The sequence below is a fragment of the Pseudomonas fluorescens genome, assembly GCF_900636825.1.
Taxonomy (GTDB): domain Bacteria; phylum Pseudomonadota; class Gammaproteobacteria; order Pseudomonadales; family Pseudomonadaceae; genus Aquipseudomonas; species Aquipseudomonas fluorescens_BG.
Genome location: NZ_LR134318.1, coordinates 5196598 through 5221010, shown reverse-complemented (window position 1 = coordinate 5221010; position 24413 = coordinate 5196598). Strand labels below are relative to the sequence as shown.

At 59.5% G+C, this 24413-nt stretch carries 21 protein-coding genes; 9 read left to right on the top strand and 12 right to left on the bottom strand.

Annotated features, from left to right (window positions below):
- From EL257_RS23805 to EL257_RS23780, 6 genes are all read right to left on the bottom strand, one after another.
- Positions 1 to 651 carry a DedA family protein gene (locus tag EL257_RS23805; RefSeq protein WP_126366748.1) on the bottom strand — a complete coding sequence of 217 codons (651 nt, stop codon included), beginning with the start codon at positions 649 to 651 and terminating at the stop codon, positions 1 to 3.
- 259 nt (positions 652 to 910) lie between these two features.
- Positions 911 to 1372: a GNAT family N-acetyltransferase gene (locus EL257_RS23800; protein WP_003228592.1), complete on the bottom strand. Its 462-nt coding sequence runs from the start codon at positions 1370 to 1372 to the stop codon at positions 911 to 913.
- A gap of 115 nt (positions 1373 to 1487) precedes the next feature.
- Entirely contained in the window at positions 1488 to 2312 is an 825-nt protein-coding gene (gene eutC / locus EL257_RS23795; protein WP_126366745.1) for an ethanolamine ammonia-lyase subunit EutC, read from the bottom strand.
- A 5-nt stretch (positions 2313 to 2317) separates the two neighbouring features.
- Positions 2318 to 3712 (bottom strand): ethanolamine ammonia-lyase subunit EutB, encoded by a 1395-nt coding sequence (locus EL257_RS23790; protein ID WP_126366743.1) that lies wholly within the window; start codon positions 3710 to 3712, stop codon positions 2318 to 2320.
- 52 nt (positions 3713 to 3764) lie between these two features.
- The gene (gene eat, locus EL257_RS23785) at positions 3765 to 5216 is read right to left on the bottom strand and encodes an ethanolamine permease (protein WP_126366741.1); all 1452 of its coding nucleotides are present in this window, start codon (positions 5214 to 5216) and stop codon (positions 3765 to 3767) included.
- 191 nt (positions 5217 to 5407) lie between these two features.
- Positions 5408 to 6928: an aldehyde dehydrogenase family protein gene (locus tag EL257_RS23780; protein ID WP_123448265.1), complete on the bottom strand. Its 1521-nt coding sequence runs from the start codon at positions 6926 to 6928 to the stop codon at positions 5408 to 5410.
- A gap of 410 nt (positions 6929 to 7338) precedes the next feature.
- Between EL257_RS23780 and EL257_RS23775 the strand changes: the two genes are divergently transcribed.
- From EL257_RS23775 to EL257_RS23760, 4 genes are all read left to right on the top strand, one after another.
- Complete coding sequence (locus tag EL257_RS23775) at positions 7339 to 9249, top strand: sigma-54-dependent Fis family transcriptional regulator (RefSeq protein WP_126366739.1); 1911 nt, start codon at positions 7339 to 7341, stop codon at positions 9247 to 9249.
- A 185-nt stretch (positions 9250 to 9434) separates the two neighbouring features.
- The gene (gene mpl / locus EL257_RS23770) at positions 9435 to 10784 is read left to right on the top strand and encodes a UDP-N-acetylmuramate:L-alanyl-gamma-D-glutamyl-meso-diaminopimelate ligase (RefSeq protein ID WP_126366737.1); all 1350 of its coding nucleotides are present in this window, start codon (positions 9435 to 9437) and stop codon (positions 10782 to 10784) included.
- On the top strand, positions 10781 to 11428 hold the full coding sequence (gene ubiX, locus EL257_RS23765) for a flavin prenyltransferase UbiX (RefSeq protein WP_126366735.1): 648 nt from the start codon (positions 10781 to 10783) through the stop codon (positions 11426 to 11428). The genes mpl and ubiX overlap by 4 nt, the downstream gene beginning before the upstream one ends.
- Positions 11421 to 11705 carry a YceK/YidQ family lipoprotein gene (locus tag EL257_RS23760; RefSeq protein ID WP_126366733.1) on the top strand — a complete coding sequence of 95 codons (285 nt, stop codon included), beginning with the start codon at positions 11421 to 11423 and terminating at the stop codon, positions 11703 to 11705. Before ubiX ends, EL257_RS23760 begins: the two co-directional genes overlap by 8 nt.
- Positions 11706 to 11839: 134 nt before the next feature.
- On the opposite strand, the gene EL257_RS23755 is transcribed toward EL257_RS23760, so the two are convergent.
- The 3 genes from EL257_RS23755 to EL257_RS23745 all read right to left on the bottom strand — a co-directional run bounded on the left by EL257_RS23755 (position 11840) and on the right by EL257_RS23745 (position 14794).
- Complete coding sequence (locus EL257_RS23755) at positions 11840 to 12481, bottom strand: oxidoreductase (protein ID WP_126366731.1); 642 nt, start codon at positions 12479 to 12481, stop codon at positions 11840 to 11842.
- A 27-nt stretch (positions 12482 to 12508) separates the two neighbouring features.
- On the bottom strand, positions 12509 to 14236 hold the full coding sequence (locus EL257_RS23750) for a C13 family peptidase (RefSeq protein WP_126366705.1): 1728 nt from the start codon (positions 14234 to 14236) through the stop codon (positions 12509 to 12511).
- A 102-nt stretch (positions 14237 to 14338) separates the two neighbouring features.
- Positions 14339 to 14794 (bottom strand): MaoC family dehydratase, encoded by a 456-nt coding sequence (locus EL257_RS23745; protein WP_126366703.1) that lies wholly within the window; start codon positions 14792 to 14794, stop codon positions 14339 to 14341.
- 193 nt (positions 14795 to 14987) lie between these two features.
- On the opposite strand from EL257_RS23745, the gene EL257_RS23740 reads away from it, so the two are divergent.
- The 3 genes from EL257_RS23740 to EL257_RS23730 are packed head-to-tail and all read left to right on the top strand — an operon-like array spanning position 14988 to position 16667.
- Positions 14988 to 15350 (top strand): CidA/LrgA family protein, encoded by a 363-nt coding sequence (locus tag EL257_RS23740; RefSeq protein ID WP_126366701.1) that lies wholly within the window; start codon positions 14988 to 14990, stop codon positions 15348 to 15350.
- A complete protein-coding gene (locus EL257_RS23735) occupies positions 15350 to 16066 on the top strand; it encodes an LrgB family protein (protein ID WP_126366699.1) in 717 nt (238 codons plus the stop codon). The genes EL257_RS23740 and EL257_RS23735 overlap by 1 nt, the downstream gene beginning before the upstream one ends.
- A 10-nt stretch (positions 16067 to 16076) precedes the next feature.
- Positions 16077 to 16667 (top strand): LON peptidase substrate-binding domain-containing protein, encoded by a 591-nt coding sequence (locus EL257_RS23730; RefSeq protein ID WP_126366697.1) that lies wholly within the window; start codon positions 16077 to 16079, stop codon positions 16665 to 16667.
- Between the two features lie 15 nt (positions 16668 to 16682).
- Here the strand turns inward: EL257_RS23730 and EL257_RS23725 are convergent, their stop codons facing one another.
- Together EL257_RS23725 and EL257_RS23720 are read right to left on the bottom strand one after the other, a co-directional pair.
- Complete coding sequence (locus tag EL257_RS23725) at positions 16683 to 18359, bottom strand: hypothetical protein (protein WP_126366695.1); 1677 nt, start codon at positions 18357 to 18359, stop codon at positions 16683 to 16685.
- A 4-nt stretch (positions 18360 to 18363) separates the two neighbouring features.
- Positions 18364 to 21882 (bottom strand): calcium-binding protein, encoded by a 3519-nt coding sequence (locus EL257_RS23720; protein ID WP_126366693.1) that lies wholly within the window; start codon positions 21880 to 21882, stop codon positions 18364 to 18366.
- Between the two features lie 211 nt (positions 21883 to 22093).
- Between EL257_RS23720 and EL257_RS23715 the strand changes: the two genes are divergently transcribed.
- Together EL257_RS23715 and EL257_RS23710 are read left to right on the top strand one after the other, a co-directional pair.
- A complete protein-coding gene (locus tag EL257_RS23715; RefSeq protein ID WP_126366691.1) occupies positions 22094 to 22318 on the top strand; it encodes a hypothetical protein in 225 nt (74 codons plus the stop codon).
- Between the two features lie 45 nt (positions 22319 to 22363).
- Entirely contained in the window at positions 22364 to 22933 is a 570-nt protein-coding gene (locus tag EL257_RS23710) for a hypothetical protein (protein ID WP_126366689.1), read from the top strand.
- A gap of 42 nt (positions 22934 to 22975) precedes the next feature.
- Here EL257_RS23710 and EL257_RS23705 read toward each other — a convergent pair whose 3' ends face one another.
- Positions 22976 to 24292: a bifunctional DedA family/phosphatase PAP2 family protein gene (locus EL257_RS23705; RefSeq protein ID WP_126366687.1), complete on the bottom strand. Its 1317-nt coding sequence runs from the start codon at positions 24290 to 24292 to the stop codon at positions 22976 to 22978.
- Positions 24293 to 24413 lie beyond the last annotated feature (121 nt).

Below are 24413 nucleotides of genomic sequence, written 5' to 3'. Positions count from 1 at the left end.
TTAGTGCGATTGGGCTTTGGTGCCGCCGAAGCGGCTGCGGACCACGCCAAGAATCATCGGCACCAGCGACAGCAGGATGATCGCCACGACCAGTAGCGAAAGATTTTTCTTGATGAACGGTACGTTGCCGAAGAAGTAACCCAACGTGACCAGTCCGCCGACCCAGAGAATGGTGCCCAGCACACTGAAGCCGAAGAAACGTGGGTACGGCATCCGTGCGACACCGGCAACGAACGGTGCGAAGGTGCGAATGATCGGCAGGAAGCGCGCAAGGGTCACGGTTTTGCCGCCGTGCTTGTCGTAGAAGTCGTGGGTTTTCTGCAGATAGTCGCGACGGAAGATTTTCGAGTTCGGGTTGCTGAACAACCGTTCCCCGGCCGTGCGTCCGATTACATAGTTGGTGCTGTCGCCCATGATCGCCGCCAGCATCAGCAGGCCCGCCAGCAAGACCGGGTCCATCCCGCCGCCGGCCGCAACGGCGCCAGCAATGAACAACAACGAATCGCCCGGCAGGAACGGCATCACTACCAGGCCGGTTTCACAGAAGATCACCAGAAACAGGATGGCGTAGATCCATGGCCCATAGTTGGTCACCAGCAAATCGAGGTACACATCGAGATGCAGGATAAGGTCGAGCGGATTGAAATCCATGGGGGCACCTGTATGACAGCCCGATTCGACAGGCCTGTGCGGATGACTTCGTGTAAGCCTACAGCGGGGTGTAGTTTTTCTTACAAGCCGGAAAGAACGGGATTATACGGTCTGACCGCTGAAAAGCGCGCCGGTTTTGTAGCGGGGAATGTCATGGTGTGAACAATTGTCAGCCCTCAAAAGATCGCAGCCTTCGGCAGCTCCTACAATTGGAACGCGTCCCGCTGTAGGAGCTGCCAAAGGCTGCGATCTTTTGGGTTTAAAGCTCGTCGCTGATCGGCAACACGTAATTCTTGAACTCGGTGTCTTCCTTGAACCCGATCGATTCGTAGGTTTTCTGCGCGACTTCGTTATTGCTGCTGGTCGATACGCGCATGCGCACCGCCTGGGTTTCCTTGGCCATTTTCTTCGCGGTGCGGATGAGGTTGTCGGCCACCAATTGGCGGCGCGCATCTTCGGCGACGTAGATATCGTTGAGAATCCACACGCGCTTGAGCGACAGCGAGGAGAAGCTCGGGTAGAGCTGGCAAAAACCCATCAACTTCTTGTCGTCATCATCGGCCAGCGCCAGATAGATCACCGACTCTTTGCGGCGCAGGCGTTTTTCGAGAAACGCACGGGAGGAATCCGGGTAAGGCAGGGAACCGTAGAACTCGCGATATTTGACGAACAACGGGGTCAGCAAATCCAGATGTTCGAGGGTCGCTTGAATAATCCGCATGATAGGTCTCGTCTTCAAGTGGCTGTCATCAACTGCTCTGACGGCGATGGGAAACCCGGGCGGCCGTGCATCGATCCTGCCTGAAACCTGCTTGGAAAGGCAATGCGGAAACGGTTCAGGCTGGGGGCGGATCGAGTAGGAAATTACCTTTCATGTCGACACCCTCGTGCGACTCCAGCGTATGAAGCTGGGCTTCGTCCTTCAAATTGACCCCCGACAACTGCCGACGACAGGCCTCGCGCATCAGGTACAGCAAGCGATGCGCCGCCATGCCGTAGCTCAGCCCTTCGAGCCGCACATTGGAAATGCAATTGCGAAAAGCATCAGTCAGGCCGATTTTCGGCGCGTAGGTGAAATACAGCCCGAGGCTGTCCGGCGAACTGAGGCCCGGGCGCTCGCCGATCAGCATCACCACCATTTGCGCCCCGAGCAGTTGGCCGATTTCATCACCGATGGCGACGCGACCCTGTTCGACCAATACCACCGGCGCCAACGACCAACCGTCGCCATTCATTTGTTCTTCCAGGCGCGTCAGAAACGGCAGGGTATGGCGATGCACCGCCAGCGCCGACAGCCCGTCGGCCACAACGATGACCAGATCAACCCCGCCCGGATGCGCTGTCGCGTAATCACGCAGGGTTTGCGCAGATTCGTCGCTGAGTTTGCGCCCCAGATCCGGGCGCTGCAGGTAGCTGTTTCGATCCTGCGCCGCACTGTGCAGCAGCAGGCTTTCGCGGCCGCGCTCACTCAATTGCGCGCCAAGCCCGGCGTGATCAAACGCCAGATGCACGGCATCGCGCGCTTGTGCGTGGGCGAATTGAAAATCCAGTTGTGCCTGGGTCGGCAAACTGGTGCCGGTTCTGCCCAACGCAATGCGCGCCGGCGTCAGGCGGCGCAGTTCCAGCCACGGGTTTTGCGGATCGACCGGTGGTTTTTTCATAAGACTCATCCCAAGTGCGCCAAGGCCTGACGGAAGGCCGGCGGCAGGTTGTTACCGAAGCGAACCTTGCCGTCCGCCTGAGTGAAGATGCCCATGTTCGCCAACCATTGCTCGAACTCCGGCGCTGGTTTCAGGCCCAGGGTCTGGCGGGCGTAGAGGGCGTCGTGGAATGAAGTGGTCTGGTAATTGAGCATGATGTCGTCGGAGCCGGGAATGCCCATGATGAAATTGATGCCAGCGACCCCGAGCAGCGTCAGCAGGGTGTCCATGTCGTCCTGATCGGCTTCGGCGTGGTTGGTGTAGCAGATATCGCAGCCCATCGGCACGCCGAGCAACTTGCCGCAAAAATGGTCTTCGAGGCCGGCACGGATGATCTGTTTGCCGTTGTAGAGGTATTCGGGGCCGATAAATCCTACGACGGTATTCACCAGGAACGGCTTGAAATGTCGCGCCACGGCGTAGGCTCTTGTCTCGCAGGTCTGTTGATCGACGCCGTGGTGGGCGTTGGCCGACAGCGCGCTGCCCTGACCGGTTTCGAAATACATCAGGTTCTGCCCGAGCGTGCCGCGCTTCAGGCTCAGCCCGGCGTCGTAACCTTCCTGCAACACGTTGAGGTTGATGCCGAAGCTTGCGTTGGCCGCTTCGGTGCCCGCAATCGACTGGAACACCAGATCCAGCGGCACGCCGCGGTTGATCGCCTCAATCGAAGTGGTGACGTGGGTCAGCACGCAGGCCTGGGTGGGAATGTCGTAGCGCTGAATGATCGCGTCGAGCATCTCCAGCATGGCGCAGATCGACGCGATGCTGTCGGTGGCCGGGTTGACGCCGATCATCGCATCGCCGTTGCCGTACAGCAGGCCGTCGAGAATGCTCGCGGCGATGCCGGACGGTTCGTCGGTCGGGTGGTTGGGTTGCAGGCGGGTCGACAGGCGCCCGCGCAAACCGAGGGTGCCGCGAAACTTGGTCACGACGCGAATTTTCTGCGCGACCAGCACCAGATCCTGCACGCGCATGATCTTCGACACGGCGGCAACCATTTCCGGTGTCAGGCCGGGGGCGAGGGCGCGCAGGCTGGTTTCATCTGCCGCGTCGCTAAGCAGCCAGTCGCGGAAACCGCCCACCGTCAGGTGGCTGACCACCGCGAAGGCCTGCTGGTCGTGGGTGTCGATGATCAGCCGAGTAACTTCATCGGCTTCGTAGGGAATCAGCGCTTCCTGCAGGAAATGCGTGAGCGGAATGTCAGCCAGGGCCATTTGCGCGGCCACTCGCTCGCCGTCATTTAGCGCGGCAATCTCGGCAAGAAAGTCTCCCGAACGTGCCGGACTGGCCTTGGCCATGACGTCTTTGAGGCTGTCGAAGCGGTAGGTCTGCGCGCCGACCGTGTGAGCAAAACTGGCCATTCAGCGTTCTCCATGACGGCGCAGAACTGCTCTGCGCCGTGGTTTTCGACAATCAGTGCAAGGCTTCTTCAGCTTTCTGAATCGCCGCGAATTCCTCTTCCGGCGTGCCCGCTACCAAGTGATGCCGACTGTAGAAGGCAAAGTAAGCAATTAACACTCCATAGATGATAGCGGCGCCAATCACCACCCGCGGATCGACGAGGAAGCCCGCCACCACCGCGATGCAGGCCAGCACCAGCGCCACACCCGAAGTGAAGATGCCGCCCGGCGTGCGATACGGCCGGTCCATTTTGGGGCGACGGATGCGCAGGGTGATGTGTGCGGCCATCATCAGCACGTAGGAAATGGTCGCGCCGAACACGGCCACCAGAATCAGCAAGTCGCCCTGGCCGGTCAGCGACAGACCGAAGCCGATAATCCCGGGAATTACCAGCGCCAGCACCGGGGCCTTGCTCTTGTTGGTCTGGGACAATTTGCGCGGCAGGTAACCGGCCCGCGACAGCGCGAAGATCTGCCGCGAGTACGCGTAGATGATCGAGAAGAAACTGGCAATCAAACCGGCCAGGCCCACAAGGTTGACGAAGCTGCCCATCCACGTCGAGCCGCCGTAGGCCTTGCTCAGCGCTTCGACCAGCGGATTGCCGGAAGTCAGCAGCGAATTGGCGCCCGCACCGCCCGGGCCGACGATAAGGATCAGCAGGGCGAACATCAGCAGCACCAGCATCGCGCCAATCAGCCCCCGCGGCAGGTCACGCTTGGGGTTTTTGGTTTCTTCGGCGGCGAGCGGCACACCTTCGACGGCGAGGAAAAACCAGATCGCATAGGGAATCGCCGCCCACACGCCGACGTAGCCGAACGGCAGAAACGGACTGGCGCCGACCGCAGTGGTTACCGGGATGTCGAGCAGATTGGCAACGTCGAAGTGCGGCACCATCGCCACTAGAAACACCCCCAGTGCCAGGGCGGCGACGGCAGTGATGATGAACATCAGCTTGAGCGCTTCGCCGACGCCGAAGATATGGATGGCGATGAAGATGATGTAGAACGCCAGATAGATCACCCAGCCGCCAATACCGAACAGCGATTCGCAATAGGCGCCGATGAAGACTGCGATGGCGGCGGGGGCGATGGCGTATTCGATCAGAATCGCCGTGCCGGTAAGAAACCCGCCCCAAGGCCCGAAAGCACTGCGGGCGAAACCGTAGCCGCCGCCAGCGGTGGGAATCATCGACGACAGTTCGGCGAGGGAAAAACACATGCACAGGTACATGGTCGCCATCAGCAGCGTGGCGAGAAACATACCGCCCCAGCCACCCTGGGCGAGGCCGAAGTTCCAGCCGGCGTAGTCGCCGGAAATCACATACGCGACGCCGAGACCGACCAGCAGGACCCAGCCGGCGGCGCCTTTTTTCAGTTCGCGTTGCTGGAAGTAATCGCTGCCGACTTTTTCGAAGTCGACGGAGGAGCCGGTCGCCGGAGCGCCGGCCGGGGATTCGCTTGGCATAGGGTGCACCTTTCTTATTGTTTTATTGGCCCGGCTACAGCCAAGCCATTGGGTTGAATGGCACAGAGATTTCGCGAGCAGGCTCGCTCCCACAGGGAATTGCATGGGACGACAAGTCCCCTGTGAGAGCGAGCCTGCTCGCGAAAGCTATATAGGGGGCGTTGCAGCAATCACTGCAGCGCCCCATTCGCTTAGAAGAACCCCAACGGATTGATGTCGTAGCTCACCAACAGATTCTTGGTCTGCTGATAATGGTCGAGCATCATCTTGTGCGTCTCACGCCCGACGCCGGATTTTTTGTAACCGCCAAACGCGGCATGCGCCGGGTACAGGTGATAGCAGTTGGTCCATACGCGACCGGCCTTGATCGCCCGGCCCATGCGGTAGGCGCGGTTGATGTCGCGGGTCCACAGACCGGCGCCAAGGCCGAACTCGGTGTCGTTGGCAATCGCCAGGGCTTCGGCTTCGTCCTTGAATGTGGTGATGCTCACCACCGGGCCGAAGATTTCTTCCTGAAACACGCGCATCTTGTTGGTGCCCTTGAGCAGGGTCGGCTGGATGTAATAACCGGTGGCCAGGCTGCCTTCGAGTTTTTCCACCTTGCCGCCCGTCAGCAGCTCGGCGCCTTCGCCCTTGGCGATTTCCAGATAGGAGAGGATTTTGTCGAATTGCTGCTCGGATGCCTGGGCGCCGACCATGGTGTCGGTGTCGAGCGGATCGCCACGTTTGATCTGGCTGACTTTCTTCATCACCGCCTGCATGAATTCGTCGTAGATCGATTCCTGCACCAAGGCGCGGGAAGGGCAGGTGCAGACTTCGCCCTGGTTGAAGAACGCCAGCACCAGACCTTCGGCGGCTTTCTCGATGAAGCTCGGCTCGGCCTGCATGATGTCTTCGAAAAAGATGTTCGGCGACTTGCCGCCCAGCTCGACGGTGGAGGGAATGATGTTTTCCGCCGCGCATTTCATGATGTGCGAGCCAACCGGGGTAGAGCCGGTGAAAGCAATCTTGGCGATACGTTTGCTGGTGGCGAGGGCTTCGCCGGCTTCTTTGCCGAAACCTTGTACGACATTGAGCACGCCCGGTGGCAGCAGGTCGCCGATCAGCTCCATCAGCACGCAGATGCCCAGCGGCGTTTGCTCGGCAGGCTTGAGTACCACGCAGTTACCGGCGGCCAGCGCTGGTGCGAGTTTCCACGCGGCCATCAGCAGCGGGAAGTTCCACGGAATGATCTGCCCGACCACGCCCAGCGGTTCATGGATGTGATAAGCCACGGTGTTGCCGTCGATTTCCGCAGCGCTGCCTTCCTGAGCGCGCAGGCAACCGGCGAAGTAGCGGAAATGGTCGGCGGCCAGCGGGATGTCGGCGTTGAGGGTTTCGCGGATGGCTTTGCCGTTGTCCCAGGTTTCAGTGATGGCCAGCAGCTCTAGGTTTTCTTCGATACGGTCGGCGATTTTCAGCAAGATCAGCGAGCGCGCCTGCACGGAGGTTGCGCCCCAGGCATCTGCGGCGGCGTGGGCGGCGTCCAGCGCCTTGTCGATGTCTTCGGCAGTGGAACGAGGGAATTCGGCAATTGGCTGGCCATTCACTGGCGAGGTATTGGTGAAGTACTGACCTTTCACAGGCGCGACGAACTCGCCGCCGATGTAGTTACCGTACTTGCTTTTGAACGAAACCTTGGCGCCTTCAGTACCGGGGTGAGCGTAACGCATGATGATGTTCTCCTTGGCTTTGTACTTATTAGAGAAACGCGCAAGTGCGCTTGCTATAAGCGTAGAGCAAGGGCCGGGCCACTGCCGTGCGGGTCAGGCAAATCAAGACCTTGGCGAGGTTTTGTCGGACGAATGGGCTGAGGCTGTCGCGGTTGCGGTACAGCGAAGTTGACAGTTTGTACCGCTTTCGGCACAACGCGTGACCGGGCGGTCTTGCCAGCATTGCAATGCGCGGTTGGCTGAGGGATCCTCAGCCAACAGCAATCCCTGTAGGAGCTGCCGCAGGCTGCGATCTTTTGATTTTGTTTTTCAAGATCAAAATCAAGATCAAAAGATCGTCCGATCGCGGCCCGAGCCTGCGGCAGCTCCTACACAGGTTTGCGTCGACCTTTCGGGGAGAACAATAAGAAATGCACGACAACCACTTGAGTCGCCATGCCCGCCAGGTTCTCACCGTCACTCAGGGCAAACCGCACCTGCACGGTCCTGGTGCCGATCCGTCGATCGCGCGTTCCTGGCTGCGTTGCCTTGAGGACTATCACCTCGACCCGTCAGTGACGATGGCGCCGACCGTGCTTGAACACGGCCGCGTGCTGGAAAGCCGCGAGCGTCTGCAACAGGTGCTGCAAATCGCCGGCACCGAAATGAGCAGCCTGCATCAACAACTCTCTGGCGCCGGCCACGCGGTGCTGCTGACTGACGCGCGCGGGGTGATCCTCAATTGCGTCACCGCGCCCGCGGAACGGAAGATTTTCGAACGCGCCGGGCTCTGGCTCGGCGCCGACTGGAGCGAAGCCTGCGAAGGCACCAACGGCATCGGCACCTGTCTGGTCGAGCGCCAGGCGCTGACGATTCATCAGGAAGAACACTTCCGCGGTCGCCATACCGGGCTGACCTGCTCGGCAAGCCCAGTGTTCGATCCGCATGGCGAATTGCTCGCCGTACTCGATGTGTCCTCGGCGCGCCCCGAGGTTTCGCGGCAGAGCCAGTTTCACACCATGGCGCTGGTCAATCTGTCGGCGAAGATGATCGAAAGCTGCTACTTCCTGCGCTGTTTCGATAATCAATGGTTGCTGCGTTTTCATCTGCAGGCCGAGTCCGTCGGCTTGTTCAGCGAGGGATTGCTGGCATTTGACGGCGAAGGGCGGATCAGCGCGGTCAACCAGAGTGCGCTGAATCTGCTGGGGCATATTCGTGGCGGCTTGCTGGGTAAACCGGTAGAGACGTTCTTCGATTGCTCGCTTGACGAATTGCTGGGTCGTGCCAGCGCCAATGCCAGCGCCAGTTGGCCGTTGCGCACCCGTGATGGCCGGCATTTGTTTGCCGTGTTGCGCGGCGAAACGCGCAAGCCGACAGCGATTATTCCAGCGTCGAGCGCAACGCCTACGCCGGGCCTGTCTGGCATCTGCCTCGGTGATGAAGCATTGCAGGCCGAGTTCCGCAAAGCCCTGCGCGTGTTCGAGCGCGACGTGCCGCTGTTGATCAATGGCGAAACCGGCTCGGGCAAAGAGGCGTTCGCCAAGGCTGTGCATCAGGCCAGCCAGCGCGCCGGCAAAGCGTTCGTTGCGCTCAATTGCGCAGCGATTCCGGAAAGCCTGATCGAAAGTGAATTGTTCGGCTATCGCGGTGGCAGTTTTACCGGCGCGCGCAAGGACGGCATGCGCGGCAAGTTGCAGCAGGCCGATGGCGGCACGCTGTTTCTCGATGAAATCGGCGACATGCCGCTGGCGCTGCAGACGCGCTTGCTGCGGGTGTTGGAGGACCGGCAGGTGGTGCCGATTGGGGGTGAGCCCGAAGCGGTCAACGTGCGCATCATCAGTGCCACCCACCGCAATTTGCTGGAGCGGGTCGAGAGCGGCAGCTTCCGTGAGGATTTGTATTACCGCTTGAATGGGTTGGAAGTGGCGTTGCCGGCGTTGCGTGAGCGCAGTGATAAATCGCAGTTGCTGGATTTTCTTTTGGCTGAGGAGGCCGGCGGTGCAACGATCCTGATCGAAGAGAAGGCGTGGCAGGCGTTGTTGGCGTTCAACTGGCCGGGAAATGTGCGGCAGTTGCGCAATGTCCTGCGTACGCTGGCCGCATTGTGTGATGACGGGCGGGTGAGAATTGAGGATTTGCCAGCGATGATTCGGCAGGTGCGGCCGGCGGTTACGCCTGCGCAGATTGCCGCCCAGCCTCTGGACGACGCCGAGCGCCTCGCATTGCTCAATGCGCTTGAGCAGACGCGCTGGCATATGACCCACACAGCGCAGCAGCTCGGCGTCAGCCGCAATACGCTGTACAGAAAGCTGCGCAAACACGGGATCGCCCGAATCGCATGAATTCCCCTGTAGGAGCTGCCGCAGGCTGCGATCTTTTGATCTTGTTCTTTATAAGATCAAATGATCGCAGCCTCGTTGCACTCGTCAGCTCCTACAGTTGATGGACCGGGAGTATTCGAGTCAGCTAAAGAGTGCCATTTCCCCCGCCCTACGCTAACCTGCGGCCATGTTTTACGAGGTCGACTATGCACATTCATATTCTGGGTATCTGCGGGACTTTCATGGGCTCGATGGCGGTGTTGGCCAAAGAGCTGGGCCATCACGTGACCGGCTCCGACGCCAACGTCTACCCGCCGATGAGCACGCAGCTCGAAGCTCAGGGCATTCAGCTGACACAGGGTTATGACCCGGCGCAGCTCGATCCGGCACCTGATCTGGTGGTGATCGGCAATGCCATGTCCCGTGGCAACCCGGCGGTGGAATATGTACTGAACAAAGGCTTGCCGTACGTTTCCGGCCCGCAGTGGCTGGCTGACCACGTGCTGCAAGGTCGCTGGGTGTTGGCGGTGGCCGGTACGCACGGTAAAACCACCACCAGCAGCATGCTCGCCTGGGTGCTGGAACACGCCGGCATGAGCCCGGGGTTCCTGATCGGCGGCGTGCCGCAGAACTTCTCGGTGTCTGCGCGCTTGGGCGACACGCCGTTCTTCGTGATCGAAGCCGACGAGTACGACAGTGCATTCTTCGACAAACGCTCGAAATTCGTCCACTACCGCCCGCGTACCGCGATCCTCAACAACCTTGAGTTCGATCACGCGGACATCTTCCCCGATCTGCCAGCGATCGAACGTCAGTTCCATCATTTGGTGCGCACCATCCCGAGCGAAGGCCTGGTCATCCATCCGACTACCGAACCGGCGTTGCAGCGCGTCATCGAGATGGGTTGCTGGACACCGGTGCAAACCACCGGTGCCGGCGGTCAGTGGCAGGTCAAATTGCTCAGCGAGGACGGTTCGGCGTTTGAAGTGATGTTCGAAGGCGTGGCGCAAGGCACCGTCGAGTGGGAGTTGACGGGTCAGCACAACGTCGCCAACGCCTTGGCTGCTCTGGCCGCTGCGCGTCACGTCGGCGTGGTGCCGTCGATGGGCATCGCCGGTCTGAGCGCGTTCAAGAACGTCAAGCGCCGCATGGAGAAAGTCGCTGAAGTACGCGGCATTACCATTTACGACGACTTCGCCCACCACCCGACTGCCATCGCCACCACCCTCGATGGCTTGCGCAAACGCATCGGCGATGCGCCACTGATCGCGATCATCGAACCGCGCTCCAATTCGATGAAGCTCGGCGCGCACCGTGATGGTTTGCCAGACAGCGTGGTCGATGCCGACCAGGTCATCTGGTATGCCCCGGCAAACCTTGGCTGGGACCTTGGCGCGACTGCTGCATTGTGCACAGTGCCGTCGATTGTCAGCGATTCGCTGGAAGGCATTATCGAGCGCGTGAAAAGCCAGGCGCAGCCCGGCACTCACGTAGTGATCATGAGCAACGGCGGCTTTGGCGGCCTGCACGGCAAACTCGCCGAGGCGCTGCAATGAGTACTCGTTTCGACAGCAATGGCCCGGAACGCATCACGCTGGCGATGACCGGCGCGTCCGGCGCGCAATACGGCTTGCGCCTGCTCGATTGCCTGGTGCGTGAAGATCGCGAAGTGCACTTTCTCATCTCCAAGGCTGCGCAATTGGTGATGGCCACCGAGACCGATGTAACGCTGCCGCCCAAGCCGCAGATGATGCAGGCGTTCCTCACCGAATATACCGGCGCGGCCGCCGGGCAGATTCGTGTGTACGGCAAGGAAGACTGGATGTCGCCGGTGGCTTCCGGCTCGGGCGCGCCAGCGGCGATGGTGGTGGTGCCGTGTTCCACCGGCACGCTGTCGGCGATCGCGACGGGGGCCTGCAACAACCTGATCGAGCGCGCCGCCGACGTCACGCTGAAGGAGCGCCGTCAGTTGATTCTGGTGCCGCGCGAAGCGCCGTATTCGAGCATTCACCTGGAACACATGCTCAAGTTGTCGAACATGGGCGTGACGATCCTGCCGGCGTCGCCAGGCTTTTATCATCAGCCGCAGACCATCGATGATCTGATCGACTTCGTCGTTGCGCGGATCCTCAATCTGTTGGGCATCCCGCAGGACATGTTGCCGCGCTGGGGCGAGCATCACCTGAGCAGCGATGAATAAGCTGCTGTTGCTGGGCCTGATGGTGATATTGGCCGGGTGCGCCACGGCGCGGACACTGGACGCGGCGAAGCCGGGCGCACCGGTGGTGTATTCGGGAACGCGGCTGGACCTGTATGCGTTGAATGGCGGCTGTTGCGCGATGGATCGGTTCGGTGCCGAAGCGCCGCGCTATCCGGGCGTGGATCTGCCTGCCAGTGCATTGCTTGATACGCTGTTGTTGCCGCTGTCTTTGCTCACGGTGATTGGCGTGAGTTTTCAGGCGACCGGTGGATTGTAGGGGAGTGCTGCGCACTCCATTCGCGGGCAAGCCACGCTCCCACAGATTTCTATGTCGTTCACAAAACTATGGTCGCAGACGAACACTGTGGGAGCGGGCTTGCCCGCGAAGAGGCCAGCCCAGCCACCGCAAGATTATTTGCCCAACTTCCTCAGCTCGTCCGACTCGATCACCCGCACGCCATCCTGTTCTTCCAGCGCCAGCCGCCACATCGCCCGAGCCAACTGGCAGGCTTCGATGCCGCGGTATTTGCCGGGAATCAGCTTCGATAACGGCCCGGCCAGTTGCTCGGCCAGCCGCGGTTCGATGCGCTCGCCCAACAACAGCGAAGGCCGGCAGATGGTCAGTTGTGGCCAGTCCTGCGCGCGCAGGGCCTGTTCCATTTCGCCTTTGACCCGGTTGTAGAAAACCGACGATTTCGGGTCGGCGCCAATCGCACTGATCACGATCAGGTGCCGTGCGCCCATTTCCCGCGCACGCTTGGCGAACGCCACGACCATGTCCAGGTCCACCGCACGAAACGCTTCTTCGGAACCTGCCTGCTTGATCGTGGTGCCGAGGCAGCAGTAGGCGATATCGACCCGACCGCTGAGCTGCGGCAGAAACACCTGCGGGTCGCCGACCGGGTTTTCCAGATGCGGATGCTCGGCCAGCGGCCGGCGCGAAGGGGCGAGGACACGGGTAATCGTTGGCTCATTGAGCAAACGGTCGAGCAGATGTTCACCGGTCAATCCGGTGGCTCCGGCAAGCAATACGTGCTGAGGCGTCAAGTACATAGTGTCTCTCCCTTGATACTGTTCAGCTTAGTTGCCTTTTGTCGCCCCGTCGTTCAATGCGGTGCTTTGCAATGCTTTTCGGGCTTGCTGTTTACGCAGCAGCTGCCAGTGTGAGAGCACGGTTTTCGGCGCCCAGATCTGCGGCTCGGAAGCTTCGAAACCGTCGGCGAGTTCGCGTTCGGCGACGGTGGCCTTGGCCAGCTTGAAGGCTTGCTCGAGATCGTCGGTCTGGTTCAGCGCCTGAGCGAACAGCGCATCGCCGAAGTAAGTGAAGTTGGCTTCTTCCGAACAGCCGAACGACACCCGATCCGCCCGCGAGGCGGTCATGATCAGCGTACGTTCGTCTTTCAAAACGGGCAGGAAGCCGCCGGAATAGCAGGCGGAAATGACGATGATCTTGTCGCGGTTCTTCAGCGGCGCCAGCACGGCGGCAAGTTCGTCTGCCGGTAGGTCGGCCAGTTCCATGCGCGGCTGATCGAGTACCAGTTCGTGTTCGGCGGTGCCGTGGCTGGTCAGGTAGATGAACAGCAAATCTTCCGGGCCGCTGCGTTCGGCGAGAGTTTGCGCGGCGCGGCGCAGGTTCTCGCGGGTAGCCATCGGCCGGTCGCCGAGATGATCGCGGTGGTTGACCAGGCGAATCTGGCCGTGGGCGCCGAAGCGTGTATGGAGCATATTGGCGACGAAATCAGATTCGCGCAGAAACACGCTTTGCTTGCCGTCACCACCGAGGGTCAGGGTGTACAGCTCGACCGCCGGAGTCGAAGCGGGGATCGCCGCCAATGCGTCGTCGAGCAAGCGACCTTGGGCGAGCAAGCCGATTTCGAGAGTGTCGGGCAATAACTTGCCGTCGGCATCGCGCACGCGCTGGCCGTTGATCCAGCTGCCGCTCATCACGCTACCGTCGGTCAACACCAGCGTGCCGGGTCCGGAGTAACTGTCGTTGTCGAAACCGCCAACATAGAAGCTGCCATCGGCCAGGTTCAAGCGACCCTGACCGCTGAAGCGCCAGTCGCTGAACGTGCCAACGAAATGGCTGCCGTCGGCGCCGATCAGTTCGCCCTTGCCGGTCAGCGCGCCTTCTTTGAACTGGCCAAGCCAGACGTCGCCGTCAGCGTTTTCGTAGCGGCCCTTGCCGTGCAGTTGATTGTTCTTGAAACCGCCGACATAGATGTCGCCATCGGCGCTGCTGAAGGTGCCGTTGCCTTCCAGCTGACCGTTGACGAAGTGGCCGCTGAAAGAATTGCCGCTGGCATCGCCGCGCTGGCCTTCGCCGTTGGGTTTGCCATGGGCGAACTGGCCTTGATAAGAGCTGCCGTCGTCCATTTCCAGACGGCCGAGCCCGGAATACTGGTCAGCCTTGAATTCGCCGCGATAGGTCATGCCGTTTTCTTTCAGAGTGCCTTCACCGTCGCGTCGGCCCTGCTTGAAACCGCCGGTGTAACTGCTGGCGCTGGTGGTCAGGCTGCCTTGGCCTTCGAACAGGCCTTGCTGGAACTGGCCGCGATAAACCTCGCCGTTGCTGCCATGCCATTCGCCTTGCCCGTGCCATTGGCCCTTGTCGAACTGCCCGGCATACCAACTGCCATTGGGGTAGTCGACGCGGCCCTGACCTTGCAGCAAACCATCGACCAGTTCCCCGCGATAGCGTCCGCCGTCCGGCAGGCGCGCATCCGGCGGCAACAGCGATTCGCCGTCGCCGCAAGCGGTGAGCATCAGGGTCAGGGCAAGGGGTGCAAGACGAGCGATTGAGCGCATAGCGGGATCCGGGCAATTAGGCGACCGAGTATGCCGCAGCTATGCGTCGCATATATAGAGACGTGACGCGAAACAGCGTGCGCTGCTTCGCATCCAGAACGATCAGACGAAGCAGAGCGACAGCGGCTCGGCGATATAGGCGGGTTTGTCCGAGCCTTCTATCTCCAGCGTTGCGGTGGCTTTGAGCAGCCATTGACCGGGTTTTTTCTCGGTCACTTCGCCGAGGTCGACCTTGAGGCGAACCTTCGAATTGACCTTCACCGGCTGGATGAAACGCACGCTGTCCAGGCCATAGTTGACGACCATCTTCACGCCTTCCGGCAGCACGAGGATGTCTTCCATCAGTTTCGGCATCAGCGACAGCGACAGAAAACCATGGGCAATCGTGCTGCCAAACGGCGTTTGCGCGGCTTTGACCGGATCGACGTGAATGAACTGAAAATCACCGGTGGCTTCAGCGAACAGGTTGATGCGCTCTTGATCGATGGTGAGCCATTCGGAACGTCCGAGTTCCTTGCCGACATAATCTTTGAGCTCTGCAACGGGAACATAGGGCATTGAGACTCTCCTTGGGTTCATCGGTTTTATAGTTTTTCTGGTGGCGGGTTTGACCGCCCTGCGAACCACTGTAGATCATCATGGCGATTTGCTCCGGTCAACCGACCATGCTTTTGGCGAATGCCGATCCATAGCGCAGGCATGCTTATAATGCCGGGCCCCTGCTGGGTGAAATACAAGACGGAGATGTCGGATGTTGCTACGTGGCCTGACCCTGCTAGTGCTGTTTCAATTGCTCGGCACGGCGCTCAACCATTTGCTGTTGCCCATACTGCCGGGGCCGATTGTCGGCTTGCTGCTGTTGCTGGTCTTCCTGATCGTGCGCGGTGAGGTCGGGGAACCGCTGAACCAGGCGGCGGGCAGTCTGCTGCGTTATCTGCCGCTGCTGCTGGTGCCGCCGGCGGTGGGCGTGATGGTTTACGCGACAGCGATCGCCGCGGATTTCTGGGCGATCGTCGGCGCGCTGGTGCTGTCGCTGATCCTGTCGATGGCCTTTGCGGGGGTGCTGATGCAGCGTCTGATCAAGCGCCATGCGCCTCGGTCGGAGGAATCCTGATGCTGTTCGACTGGCAAGGTGCGTGGGCGTCGGTGATTCATCATCCGCTGTTCGGCATTGGCATCACCCTTGGCGCCTATCAACTGGTGCTGGCGGCATTCGAGAAAACCCGCTGGATCTTTCTGCAACCGGTGCTGGTCTCCATGTTGTTGGTGATTGGTGTGTTGCTCGGTTGTGGCCTGACGTACGCCGAATACCGCAAAAGCACCGAGATCCTCAGCATCCTGCTCGGCCCGGCCACGGTCGCGTTGGCGGTGCCGCTTTACTTGAATCTGCGACGCATCCGTCAATTGTTCTGGCCGATTTTTACTACGCTGGTGATAGGCGGGGTGGTCGCAACCGGAATGGGTGTGGCGCTGGGCTGGTGGTTTGGTGCCGATCACATGATTCTGATGACCATGGCGCCGAAGTCGGTGACCTCGCCGATTGCGATGCTGGTGGCCGAGCAGATCGGTGGAGTAGCGGCGCTGGCAGCGGTGTTCGTGCTGATCACCGGGGTGATCGGGGCGATCTTCGGTCCGGCGCTGTTGACCCGCCTCGGCGTGCACAGCCCCGAAGCGCGCGGCATGGCGTTGGGCATGACCGCCCACGCAGTTGGCACGGCCGTGGCGATGCAGGAAAACGATGAGTGCGGCGCGTTTGCCGCGCTGGCAATGAGTCTGATGGGCGTGGCCACGGCGGTGTTCCTGCCGTTGGCGGTGTCGATGGTGGTGTAAGGAAATGTCTATGAGTCTGCCGCTTTTCCCGCTGAACACAGTGCTGTTTCCCGGCTGCAACCTCGACTTGCAGATCTTCGAAGCACGCTACCTCGACATGATCGGCCGCTGCATGAAACAGGGCGTCGGTTTCGGTGTGGTGTGCATCCTCGAGGGCAGCGAAGTCGGGGTGGCGCCGGAAGGTTTTGCACTGGTGGGCTGCGAAGCGCGGATCACCGATTTTCAGCAACAGGACAACGGTTTGCTGGGAATCCGCGTGCAGGGCGGGCGCCGCTTTGAGGTGCTGCGCACCGAAGTGCAGCGCGATCAGTTGCTGGTCGCTGAGGTCGACTGGCTCGATGACGAACCCGAACAACCGCTGCAGGAAGAAGATGCTGATCTGGTCGCGCTGCTCAAGGCCTTGGCCGAACACCCGATGGTCGAGGCGTTGAACATGGGCACCGACGCAGCAGGCCAACAGTCGCTGGCGAACCAGTTGGCGTACCTGCTGCCGTTTGCCGAGGAAGACAAGATCGACCTGCTGCAACTCGACGATCCGCAGCAGCGCCTTGATGCGATCCAGGCGCTGCTCGACGAACTGCAGGGCGAGTTGTTCACCTGATAAGGCTGGCAGCCGTTACCGGGGCCAGGCGATATCGTTGGAAAATGCCTCACCGGCAAGTTGCAGAACGGGTTTGCCCGCGCTGGCGGCGGCGCTGATCAACCGATCGTACTCGTCCATGTTGCGCGCCCCGGCGTGGGTGCGGTCGGTGATCGATTGCGCCTGATCACCGGCCATCTCGGCAAGGTCATCTATTTTTGCCGCCCGAGTGAGACTGGAATCGAGCAGCCATAGGCGCGCGCTGTCGATGCCCCGATCCTTGGCAACGGAAACATGCGCTTCAAGCGAGTCATCCGGCAGCCAAGCGCCTTGCTGCCTGTCATGGCGATTGAAGTAACGATTCTCTTCGTTCAGCACAACTTCCATCCCGCGGGTGTCGATCGCGTAGTTGAAGACGAGTTTCTGTTCGTGGCGGATGGTTTCATAGGGACTGTCATCATCGAACGACGCGTCAACCTCAGTGTCGTCCATTTCGTCAGGTCGCCTGCCGGGACGCCGATCATGCTGGGTGTTATACAAAAGGTATTCCGGATCGGGAGCGGTGTTGTAATCGCTGAGCAATTTCAGGCTCACCGTGCTGCTGATCGGGATGTCAGTTGTCGCGCCCTTGGGATGCTTCATGCGCGGCAGTATTCTGCCGTCCAGCGCAAGTTCGAACGGCGTGCGGTCATCGGCGCGGAAAACCCCTGGGATATCCGTGCGGTAGAGGTTGCCGTGGGTATTGCGCAAATAACCGACGCTGCTTAGGAACGCCTCATAAAACTCTCGGCTGACACTGTTTTGGATGTCAGCGTTATCCCAATGCTTGTCGTTTCTCAAGGCAATGAGCAGCGGCTCGATGTCCTTGCGCATGTGCTCGAATCGCGCGGGATGGTCTGGGTCGATGGACTGCAGCCTGTGGGTTTCGAGCCATGCTGGAAGTTGCAGGTGAGCGCTCAGGTCAGTCAGCAATCGGGCGTGTTGGCGGGGCGACAGATTGAAGCCGCGTAGGCGTTCTGCCCGCTCTTCTGGGGTTTGTTCGGGATACAGCGATTTGAACGGACCGTCGAGTAATAGACCGTGTGCCTCGATCGCGTTGACAGGCGGCTCGGGCACTGGCTCGGGGACAGATACCGGTCGTTTCGCTGGCGAGCCGGTCGAGGCCTCGCCCTCGGGTGTCAGCGGCCGTTTCAACGGGTTGGCGTGCTGCACCACCGGAATCGGGCTCCACGTTGCTTCACCCGGGTTTTTGAACAGCACCACCCCTGGCGGCAACCGTTTATAGAGGTCGCTGGCCCGATGAGCGTTGATGCTGGCGTCGAACTCGATGTGCACCGTGCCAATGCCTTTCACATCGGCAAACTTGCGTCCGACCACATAGCGGAAGCCCTCCGGGTCAGCGGGCTGCATGCCGCGCAGCATGGCGGGTTTGAGCAAGTAGTCGGTCAACCCGTGCACCGTCGCTGGGGACGCGCCGATGCCGGTGATTACGGCAGAGTCGGTGATGGCCACGGCGGAAATTACGCCGCGTTCATCGCCGCGCTGGCCGCTCGATTCCACGGGCTTAGCGGGGCCGGTGTCCAGCTTCTGAACCGCTGTGACGGGCAGAATGTCCGGCAGTCGAAACAGCGGCACTTCGGCGTCAGGTATCCGCGGTGTTTGAGGATCCAGGATGTCGACTCTCGGGGGAGAGCTGTTCGTTTTCTGGCGCATGTTGTCATTCCTTGACAGGTTTCAGATCGATCTCAGTCGAATCTGCGTTTGATCTGGGCGTAATCATCAGGTCGTCGGTGTTTATGATTTGAGCAGGATCGCTGTCCAGCTCCCAGGTATCGGTATCGGCAATGTAATAAATGTCGCCCACTGTCGAGGACTGCATTTGGATGTTCTGAATCAGGACTCTGGTGTCTTCGAATACCTGATTCGACTCGAATTTTTTGTGTTGTTGAATCTCTGCAATGACATCGGCGACCGACGCGTAAGCCGAGGCGTCGATGGCAAACAGTTCGATCCAGTTGAACAGCGTATGGATTTTGTAAGTGACGCCGGAAGTAAGCATCACGTATAGCGTTTCGAGTGGAAGTTCGGGGTTTTCGCTATCTGGAAGCTGCACATGAACGCTGCCGATTTCCAATAGATTCTTGTTGAGCGCAATTTCCTGGCGATAAATTCGTTCATCGACGTTTTGCGTGTAGATGTTCCAGGTTGAAGACGCTGCGCTGCCTTCATGGGTAGACAGTTGCAGCGAAACATTTTTCGAGGGGTAAAGATCGTAAGTATTCGAGCGCCCTTCGAAATGCAGGATCGAGCGATATTCGCTCGCGGCCAGATCGATTCTTTGCGCTGTTGCTTTCAGTTCGTATCGCGTAGTGACGGGTTTGGCGCAGATATAACGTCCCCCTCGCGGACGCAGTGAGCCAAGGCTCTGAATGAGTCTGTATCCGGGATTGCGCGCGTCTTCGCGAACGTTGGTACGAGGGAAGTCCAGGGAGTAGGACACGCCGTCGCGCATTACCAGGGTGATATCACAGAGCAGTTTCCAACCCGATGCCATGATTCCGCCGCCCATGTCCGCTGGGTTCTGCGCGGCTTGCACCATTGGTTCATGGATGAATAACAGCCCCTCGGCGAACGTTAACTTGAAGGAAAGGCTCTTGTAGTCGAGGACGGTGTTGATGCCTTTTTTCACGCTCACTGTGTAAGAGGCTTCGACTGCTTTGATCTCGCTGCTGTCGAAGTCAGCGAAAATTGTGCACTGTCGTTCCTGAGCGGATTGATTGATGCGCAACTGACGGGGCTTCGTTCCACGATCCAGACAATAGAAGGTCTCCGGGGCGCCATGCTCAACGGTACGGCTGCCGTTGAGCAGGACGGGCGCGGCTTTTGCGGTACCGGGTACGATGACCAGCACTTTGAGCGTGACATCCGCGGTGCCAGTGATTTCCGTCGGCCAATCAGGCTGCAGGTAATAGCCATCCGCAGTAATGAATACCCACTTGGCGTTGTGCAACGAACGTTGTTTGCCGAGGGTTTGGTAAACATTCTTGATGATCACTTCCCGTTGGGGCGAGGCGCGTTGATGGTCGCGCAATGAGTGGATCACCAGGGTTTCGCCCTGAACTGTCCAGCGCTGCACGAACTCCATGGGCACCCCCAGATACACGATGCTTTCATCCTTGCCGTCTTCAGCGATGGAAATCCGCCGGCTTGCCTTGTGCAGGTGATAGGTGTCGAGACCGGCGCCGCCAACGGCTGCAACGTGATTGCCACGCAGGCTGATATGGTCGTTGCCGGCGCCCGCGTCGACCCCGTCGTCGCCGTTCGCCGCAATCACATCCGCTTGCTCGCTACCAATCACTTTGTTCTGCGCGCCGGCCAGTGTTTCGACTTTTTCGATGGATTCGATATTCGCGAACAACACCGGTTTGGTGGTGCTGTCGGTGGGGATCAATTCGATTTTCTGTTGTGCAAGGTCGATCGAATAACCGAGATAGGGCGTGGGATTGGCGCCGTGATCAATGTGTTGGTGCTTGCCCTGCAACCACAGCAGATCAGTCCCTTGCCCTCCTTTCAGAGTTCCGGGTTCCTCTTTGTATGCGGCCTGTAGCGTCTGGGCGGCGGACTGGAACACAAACGCGTCGTCCTTGTTGCCGCCGGTCAGGTACTTTTTCCCCGCACCGAGGCTGAAGTGGTTGGGCTGGTCCCCCACACCCATGATCAGATCATTGCCATCTCCGAGCTGCCAGAACACGCCTTTTTTCGCATCGCGCTGGTCCGACACCACGCGGTCGTTGTCATCCGGCAGGCCATCCCAGGCGGAAAGTATGTCGTCAGTTTCCTTGATGATCGGCTTGTTCACAGTATCAAAGGGTTTCTCGCCTTCGGCCCATTCGAGTCGGTGAATTTCCCTTTGCTGGGTCGTTACATCGAAGCGGCCGATGTAGACCGCTTCGAAGCGTTCCTTGAACTCTTTTTTCAGCCAGCCCAGGCTTCTCTTCTTGAGCAGTTTTTCATAATCGCTGTAGGTTTTGGCTGCGTTGAAACGGTCCATCAGTTCAGCGTCCTGCTCCATGCTCCAGAACGCCAGCCACCCCGCGCGCCAACGTTCGCCAACCGTCAGTTCGATGTAGTCATCGATATCATCCACCACCCGAACCGCTTGATAAATGGTCGCGCCGGCAATCATCAGCCCCGCTGCCACGAGGCCGATGGGACCTGCAAACTTGAGGCCCATCAGGGCGGCGATCCCCAAGGCGAGCGAGATGCCGCCACTCGCCACGCTCAGGCCGCCAGTCACGTACAGATCCTGAGCTTTTTTCCCTTCCGTTTTGGCCGCGTCGTTAAATGACTTGATAGCCGTGTAGATATCAAAGGGCAGGGTCAGCGCCGCTGCGACCAGCCCGGCGCTGCGTGCCAGCCACTTGCCCGAAGAGGTTTTGCTGAACAGGTCCAGATTCTGCGAACCCTGACGGATCATTTGCTCGCCGGTTTTGACCAACGCGTACTCGACCCCGATCGACGTGATTTCCGCGCCGGCCCCGCCGAGGTTGATCCCCACCTCGCCGAGATCACCTTGCTTGAGTGCTTCAATCGCGCCTCGATAAGCGCTGTAGAGGCCATACAGTTGCATGCCGACGCCCACTACATTCATGGTGCGGCTCTTGGCCTGGTCCACCCAGTCTGGAAGTTGCTCGGACAGAGGTGAGTGAGTTATTTCCAGGCGCTGCACCGAGCTCAATCTTTTCCCGATCCTGTCCATGCCCACATCCAAAGAGCCTTCTTTGGCTGGGGAAAACAAGGTTGCGGCGTCAGCTGACCGGTGGGTGGCGACCTCGTACAGCAAACTTGCGACAAGTTCGGCGTCTGCGCTTGCCACTGACATCAGGCGCTGTTTGACCCTGGCGGGATCAAATTCAAGTGCGTCGATAAAGCTTTGGTCGGGGCTCGCAACGTAAGTGTTGGCCGCGGTGATTTCCTTGCCATCAAGGGTCGCGCCCATGGCGACGAGTTCTTTGCGCGTCACCGTACACTCGCCGAATCGCAGGGGGCCGAACAGGCTGTCGAGGTCTTCAAGGCTCGGGGTCTTTGCAGTCAAAACCGGTTTGACGGTGGCGTCCGCAATATCCGTGACAGCGCCCTCGCTGTCGCCGGACAAGTCGTCAGGTTCTGAATCGGTGATCCGTACCGGGTCATTGGGATCAGTCTGTGCGTGGCGTTGAATAAATGGCTTTGACAATTTAGCGCTCTCATCCGTGAGTGTTATGGCGGAAATGGTGTTGGCTAATGTCGCATGTGCATGCGGTGTTGTTCCGCCGTTTTTGTTTTGCCAGTTGTGTTGTCAATTTTTGTATGAATGGAGCGACGAGCAATAGTTGTTTTCTTTGTGAGGGCGACTGTAGTGTGGCCTGCGCCAACAGAACAAACTTGATTGTAAAAAGGAATTAGCGATGACTTTATATGAGGATGAATGGGCTTTTTGGGATGATATTGTCAGTAAGTTCATGATGAAGTTCGCCAGTGGCGACAGTAACGACGAGCGCCATGTGCGTAAAGCCAGTGAATGTGCGGATCTGGCCGTGCTGGAGCGACGCAAGCGCAAACGCGTGAAGCTCGCCGGCAAAGATAGCTCGGGGATCCCTGCGGTGGCGCCTCTGTCGGTTGTAGCGGTTTGAGCAACCATTTTGGCGAAATCAGATTAACCAGAACGCAGGTTTCGTATGTCCACAATAGTTCATGAATTTACCGCGAAGTTGTATCTGCAAGGGCGTGCTTTGGTGTTGAACGAACAACGCCTCAGAGCGAGAAAGAAGTTTTCTCGTCTGACACTTGGACAGAGGCTTGATATTGAGGCGCACTTGGCTGATCCAGCGATTTCAACGTTGGTGACATTGGCTGATCATGATGATGACAAAGCGTTATTGTTGCGTTTCAATCCGGTTGGAAGTGAATACATTATCAAAGTCAGCGCAGAGGGTATTTATAATGGCTGGCATTTGAATGTCGATGAGCGCACTGGCGAGTTATATGTTGCCCAAGACACTGCGCCTGACTATTTCAAATTACTGCACCAGGATAATGATGCGCTCGTTAATCTGCCGATCGGAGCGAGCATTTTTTACGCTCGCTTGAGGAGCAAGCGCACGGGAGAGTGTCTGTTTCTGAGTAAAACCCTGGAAACGCCGACTTTCAGTGCCGTCGATAACGCAAAAGGCGACTACATACACAAAAATGAAATCAGGAAATTTGTTGTGAAAATCGTACAGAAAGCCGCAGATGGCAGCGCGTGACGGCGCCGCCCACACGGGTGAACGCCGCTGCCAAAAGCGTGTTCAATAAGCGTATCGCGTCATCACATGCGGCAAGTGGCGCAACACAAAGAAACTGAACAGCGCGACGAGAACCGGCAGTACCAGCCACCAGACTTTCACTGGCATGGCATTGAGGGGCGTCTGGCGTTGGCTGAGCCACAGGCTTGCGGCGCAGACACACGCGGCGAGCATCGCCCCGGCCAACACGTCGGTCGGCCAGTGCGCGCCAAGGTAGACCCGCGACAATGCAATCGCCAGCGCCGGAATGCAGCCGATCAGCAGCCAGGTCAGACGCATGCGTGGCGGTTGCCCGCGCCCGGCCAGTACCGCCAGCGTCAGAAACAGCGCGAAGGCGCCGGAAGCATGGCCGCTGGGCATGCTGTAACTGGTCAGCGGTTCGGTAAGAACTTCCGGTCGCACCCGGGCGAAGAAATATTTGGTGGTGGTATTCGCCATCGCGGTGACCAGCAGCGTGGCGCACGCGAACGCTGCCTGGCGCCACTGCTTGCACAGCAGCAGGAGCAGCACAAGCAGAGCGCTGAAGAGCAGCATGATGCGGAATTCGCCAATGAGGGTCAGCGTCACGGCGATTTCATCCAGCGCCGGCTGGCGATGTTCCTGCACCAGGGCCATCACCCCTTTGTCCAGCGCGGTCAGGTAGGGGTAGCCGATGAACAGACCGATCAGGATCAACAGGCTCATGCTGCTGATCCAGATCGTCGCGCGACGATGGCGGCGTACGCTGCTGTTGACGCTCAAGCCGACCATCACTGCAATGCTGGCGGCGACGATCCCGGCCTCCAGCCAGAACCCCTCCGGCAATGGCAGGCGAAACGCCGCGCCGGTCGCCCAGCCCGGCAGCAGATAGGCCAGGCTCCAGCCCGCGGCGGCCAACAGGCTGACCGCGGCAAAACGCGGGAAGGGCATGTCGCACATGCCGGCGACCATCGGCAGCATCGGCCGCAACGGGCCAATGAAGCGCCCCACCAGCAGGCTGGCGATGCCGTAACGCTGGAAATAGCTTTCCGCGCCGGCCATCCATTCCGGGTGATGGCGCAAACCGGGCAGGCGGCGGATGTTCTGATGGAAATGTCGGCCGAGAAAGTACGAAATCAGATCGCCGAGGATGCCGCCAAGGAAACCCAGCAGCAAGGTTTCGCTCAATGACAATGCGCCGCTGCCGGCCAGAACCGCCACGGCAAACAGCAGCACCGTGCCCGGCACGATCAGCCCGGCGATTGCCAGACATTCCACGCACGCGACGATGAACACCGCTGCGGCCAGCCACTGCGGATTGGCTGCCAGCCAACCGGTCACGCTATCGAGCCATGGGCCCATACCAAAAACTCCAAACCAATGATGAGCCCTGTGCAGGAGCTGCCGCAGGCTGCGATGTTTTGATCTTGTTTCTTTAAAGCAGAATCAAAAGATCGCAGCCTGCGGCAGCTCCTACAGGAGT

What these genes read in the sequence shown, in the direction of transcription:
- EL257_RS23745 (WP_126366703.1), bottom strand. Translation starts at nt 14,794, where the DNA reads ATGCCCTATGTTCCCGTTGCAGAGCTCAAAGATTATGTCGGCAAGGAA.
- EL257_RS23760 (WP_126366733.1), top strand. Translation starts at nt 11,421, where the DNA reads ATGAATAAGCTGCTGTTGCTGGGCCTGATGGTGATATTGGCCGGGTGC.
- EL257_RS23800 (WP_003228592.1), bottom strand. Translation starts at nt 1,372, where the DNA reads ATGCGGATTATTCAAGCGACCCTCGAACATCTGGATTTGCTGACCCCG.
- EL257_RS23780 (WP_123448265.1), bottom strand. Translation starts at nt 6,928, where the DNA reads ATGCGTTACGCTCACCCCGGTACTGAAGGCGCCAAGGTTTCGTTCAAA.
- EL257_RS23740 (WP_126366701.1), top strand. Translation starts at nt 14,988, where the DNA reads ATGTTGCTACGTGGCCTGACCCTGCTAGTGCTGTTTCAATTGCTCGGC.
- EL257_RS23715 (WP_126366691.1), top strand. Translation starts at nt 22,094, where the DNA reads ATGACTTTATATGAGGATGAATGGGCTTTTTGGGATGATATTGTCAGT.
- EL257_RS23805 (WP_126366748.1), bottom strand. Translation starts at nt 651, where the DNA reads ATGGATTTCAATCCGCTCGACCTTATCCTGCATCTCGATGTGTACCTC.
- eutC (WP_126366745.1), bottom strand. Translation starts at nt 2,312, where the DNA reads ATGAAAAAACCACCGGTCGATCCGCAAAACCCGTGGCTGGAACTGCGC.
- EL257_RS23725 (WP_126366695.1), bottom strand. Translation starts at nt 18,359, where the DNA reads ATGCGCCAGAAAACGAACAGCTCTCCCCCGAGAGTCGACATCCTGGAT.
- EL257_RS23710 (WP_126366689.1), top strand. Translation starts at nt 22,364, where the DNA reads ATGTCCACAATAGTTCATGAATTTACCGCGAAGTTGTATCTGCAAGGG.
- EL257_RS23790 (WP_126366743.1), bottom strand. Translation starts at nt 3,712, where the DNA reads ATGGCCAGTTTTGCTCACACGGTCGGCGCGCAGACCTACCGCTTCGAC.
- EL257_RS23755 (WP_126366731.1), bottom strand. Translation starts at nt 12,481, where the DNA reads ATGTACTTGACGCCTCAGCACGTATTGCTTGCCGGAGCCACCGGATTG.
- EL257_RS23705 (WP_126366687.1), bottom strand. Translation starts at nt 24,292, where the DNA reads ATGGGCCCATGGCTCGATAGCGTGACCGGTTGGCTGGCAGCCAATCCG.
- EL257_RS23750 (WP_126366705.1), bottom strand. Translation starts at nt 14,236, where the DNA reads ATGCGCTCAATCGCTCGTCTTGCACCCCTTGCCCTGACCCTGATGCTC.
- EL257_RS23775 (WP_126366739.1), top strand. Translation starts at nt 7,339, where the DNA reads ATGCACGACAACCACTTGAGTCGCCATGCCCGCCAGGTTCTCACCGTC.
- mpl (WP_126366737.1), top strand. Translation starts at nt 9,435, where the DNA reads ATGCACATTCATATTCTGGGTATCTGCGGGACTTTCATGGGCTCGATG.
- ubiX (WP_126366735.1), top strand. Translation starts at nt 10,781, where the DNA reads ATGAGTACTCGTTTCGACAGCAATGGCCCGGAACGCATCACGCTGGCG.
- eat (WP_126366741.1), bottom strand. Translation starts at nt 5,216, where the DNA reads ATGCCAAGCGAATCCCCGGCCGGCGCTCCGGCGACCGGCTCCTCCGTC.
- EL257_RS23735 (WP_126366699.1), top strand. Translation starts at nt 15,350, where the DNA reads ATGCTGTTCGACTGGCAAGGTGCGTGGGCGTCGGTGATTCATCATCCG.
- EL257_RS23730 (WP_126366697.1), top strand. Translation starts at nt 16,077, where the DNA reads ATGAGTCTGCCGCTTTTCCCGCTGAACACAGTGCTGTTTCCCGGCTGC.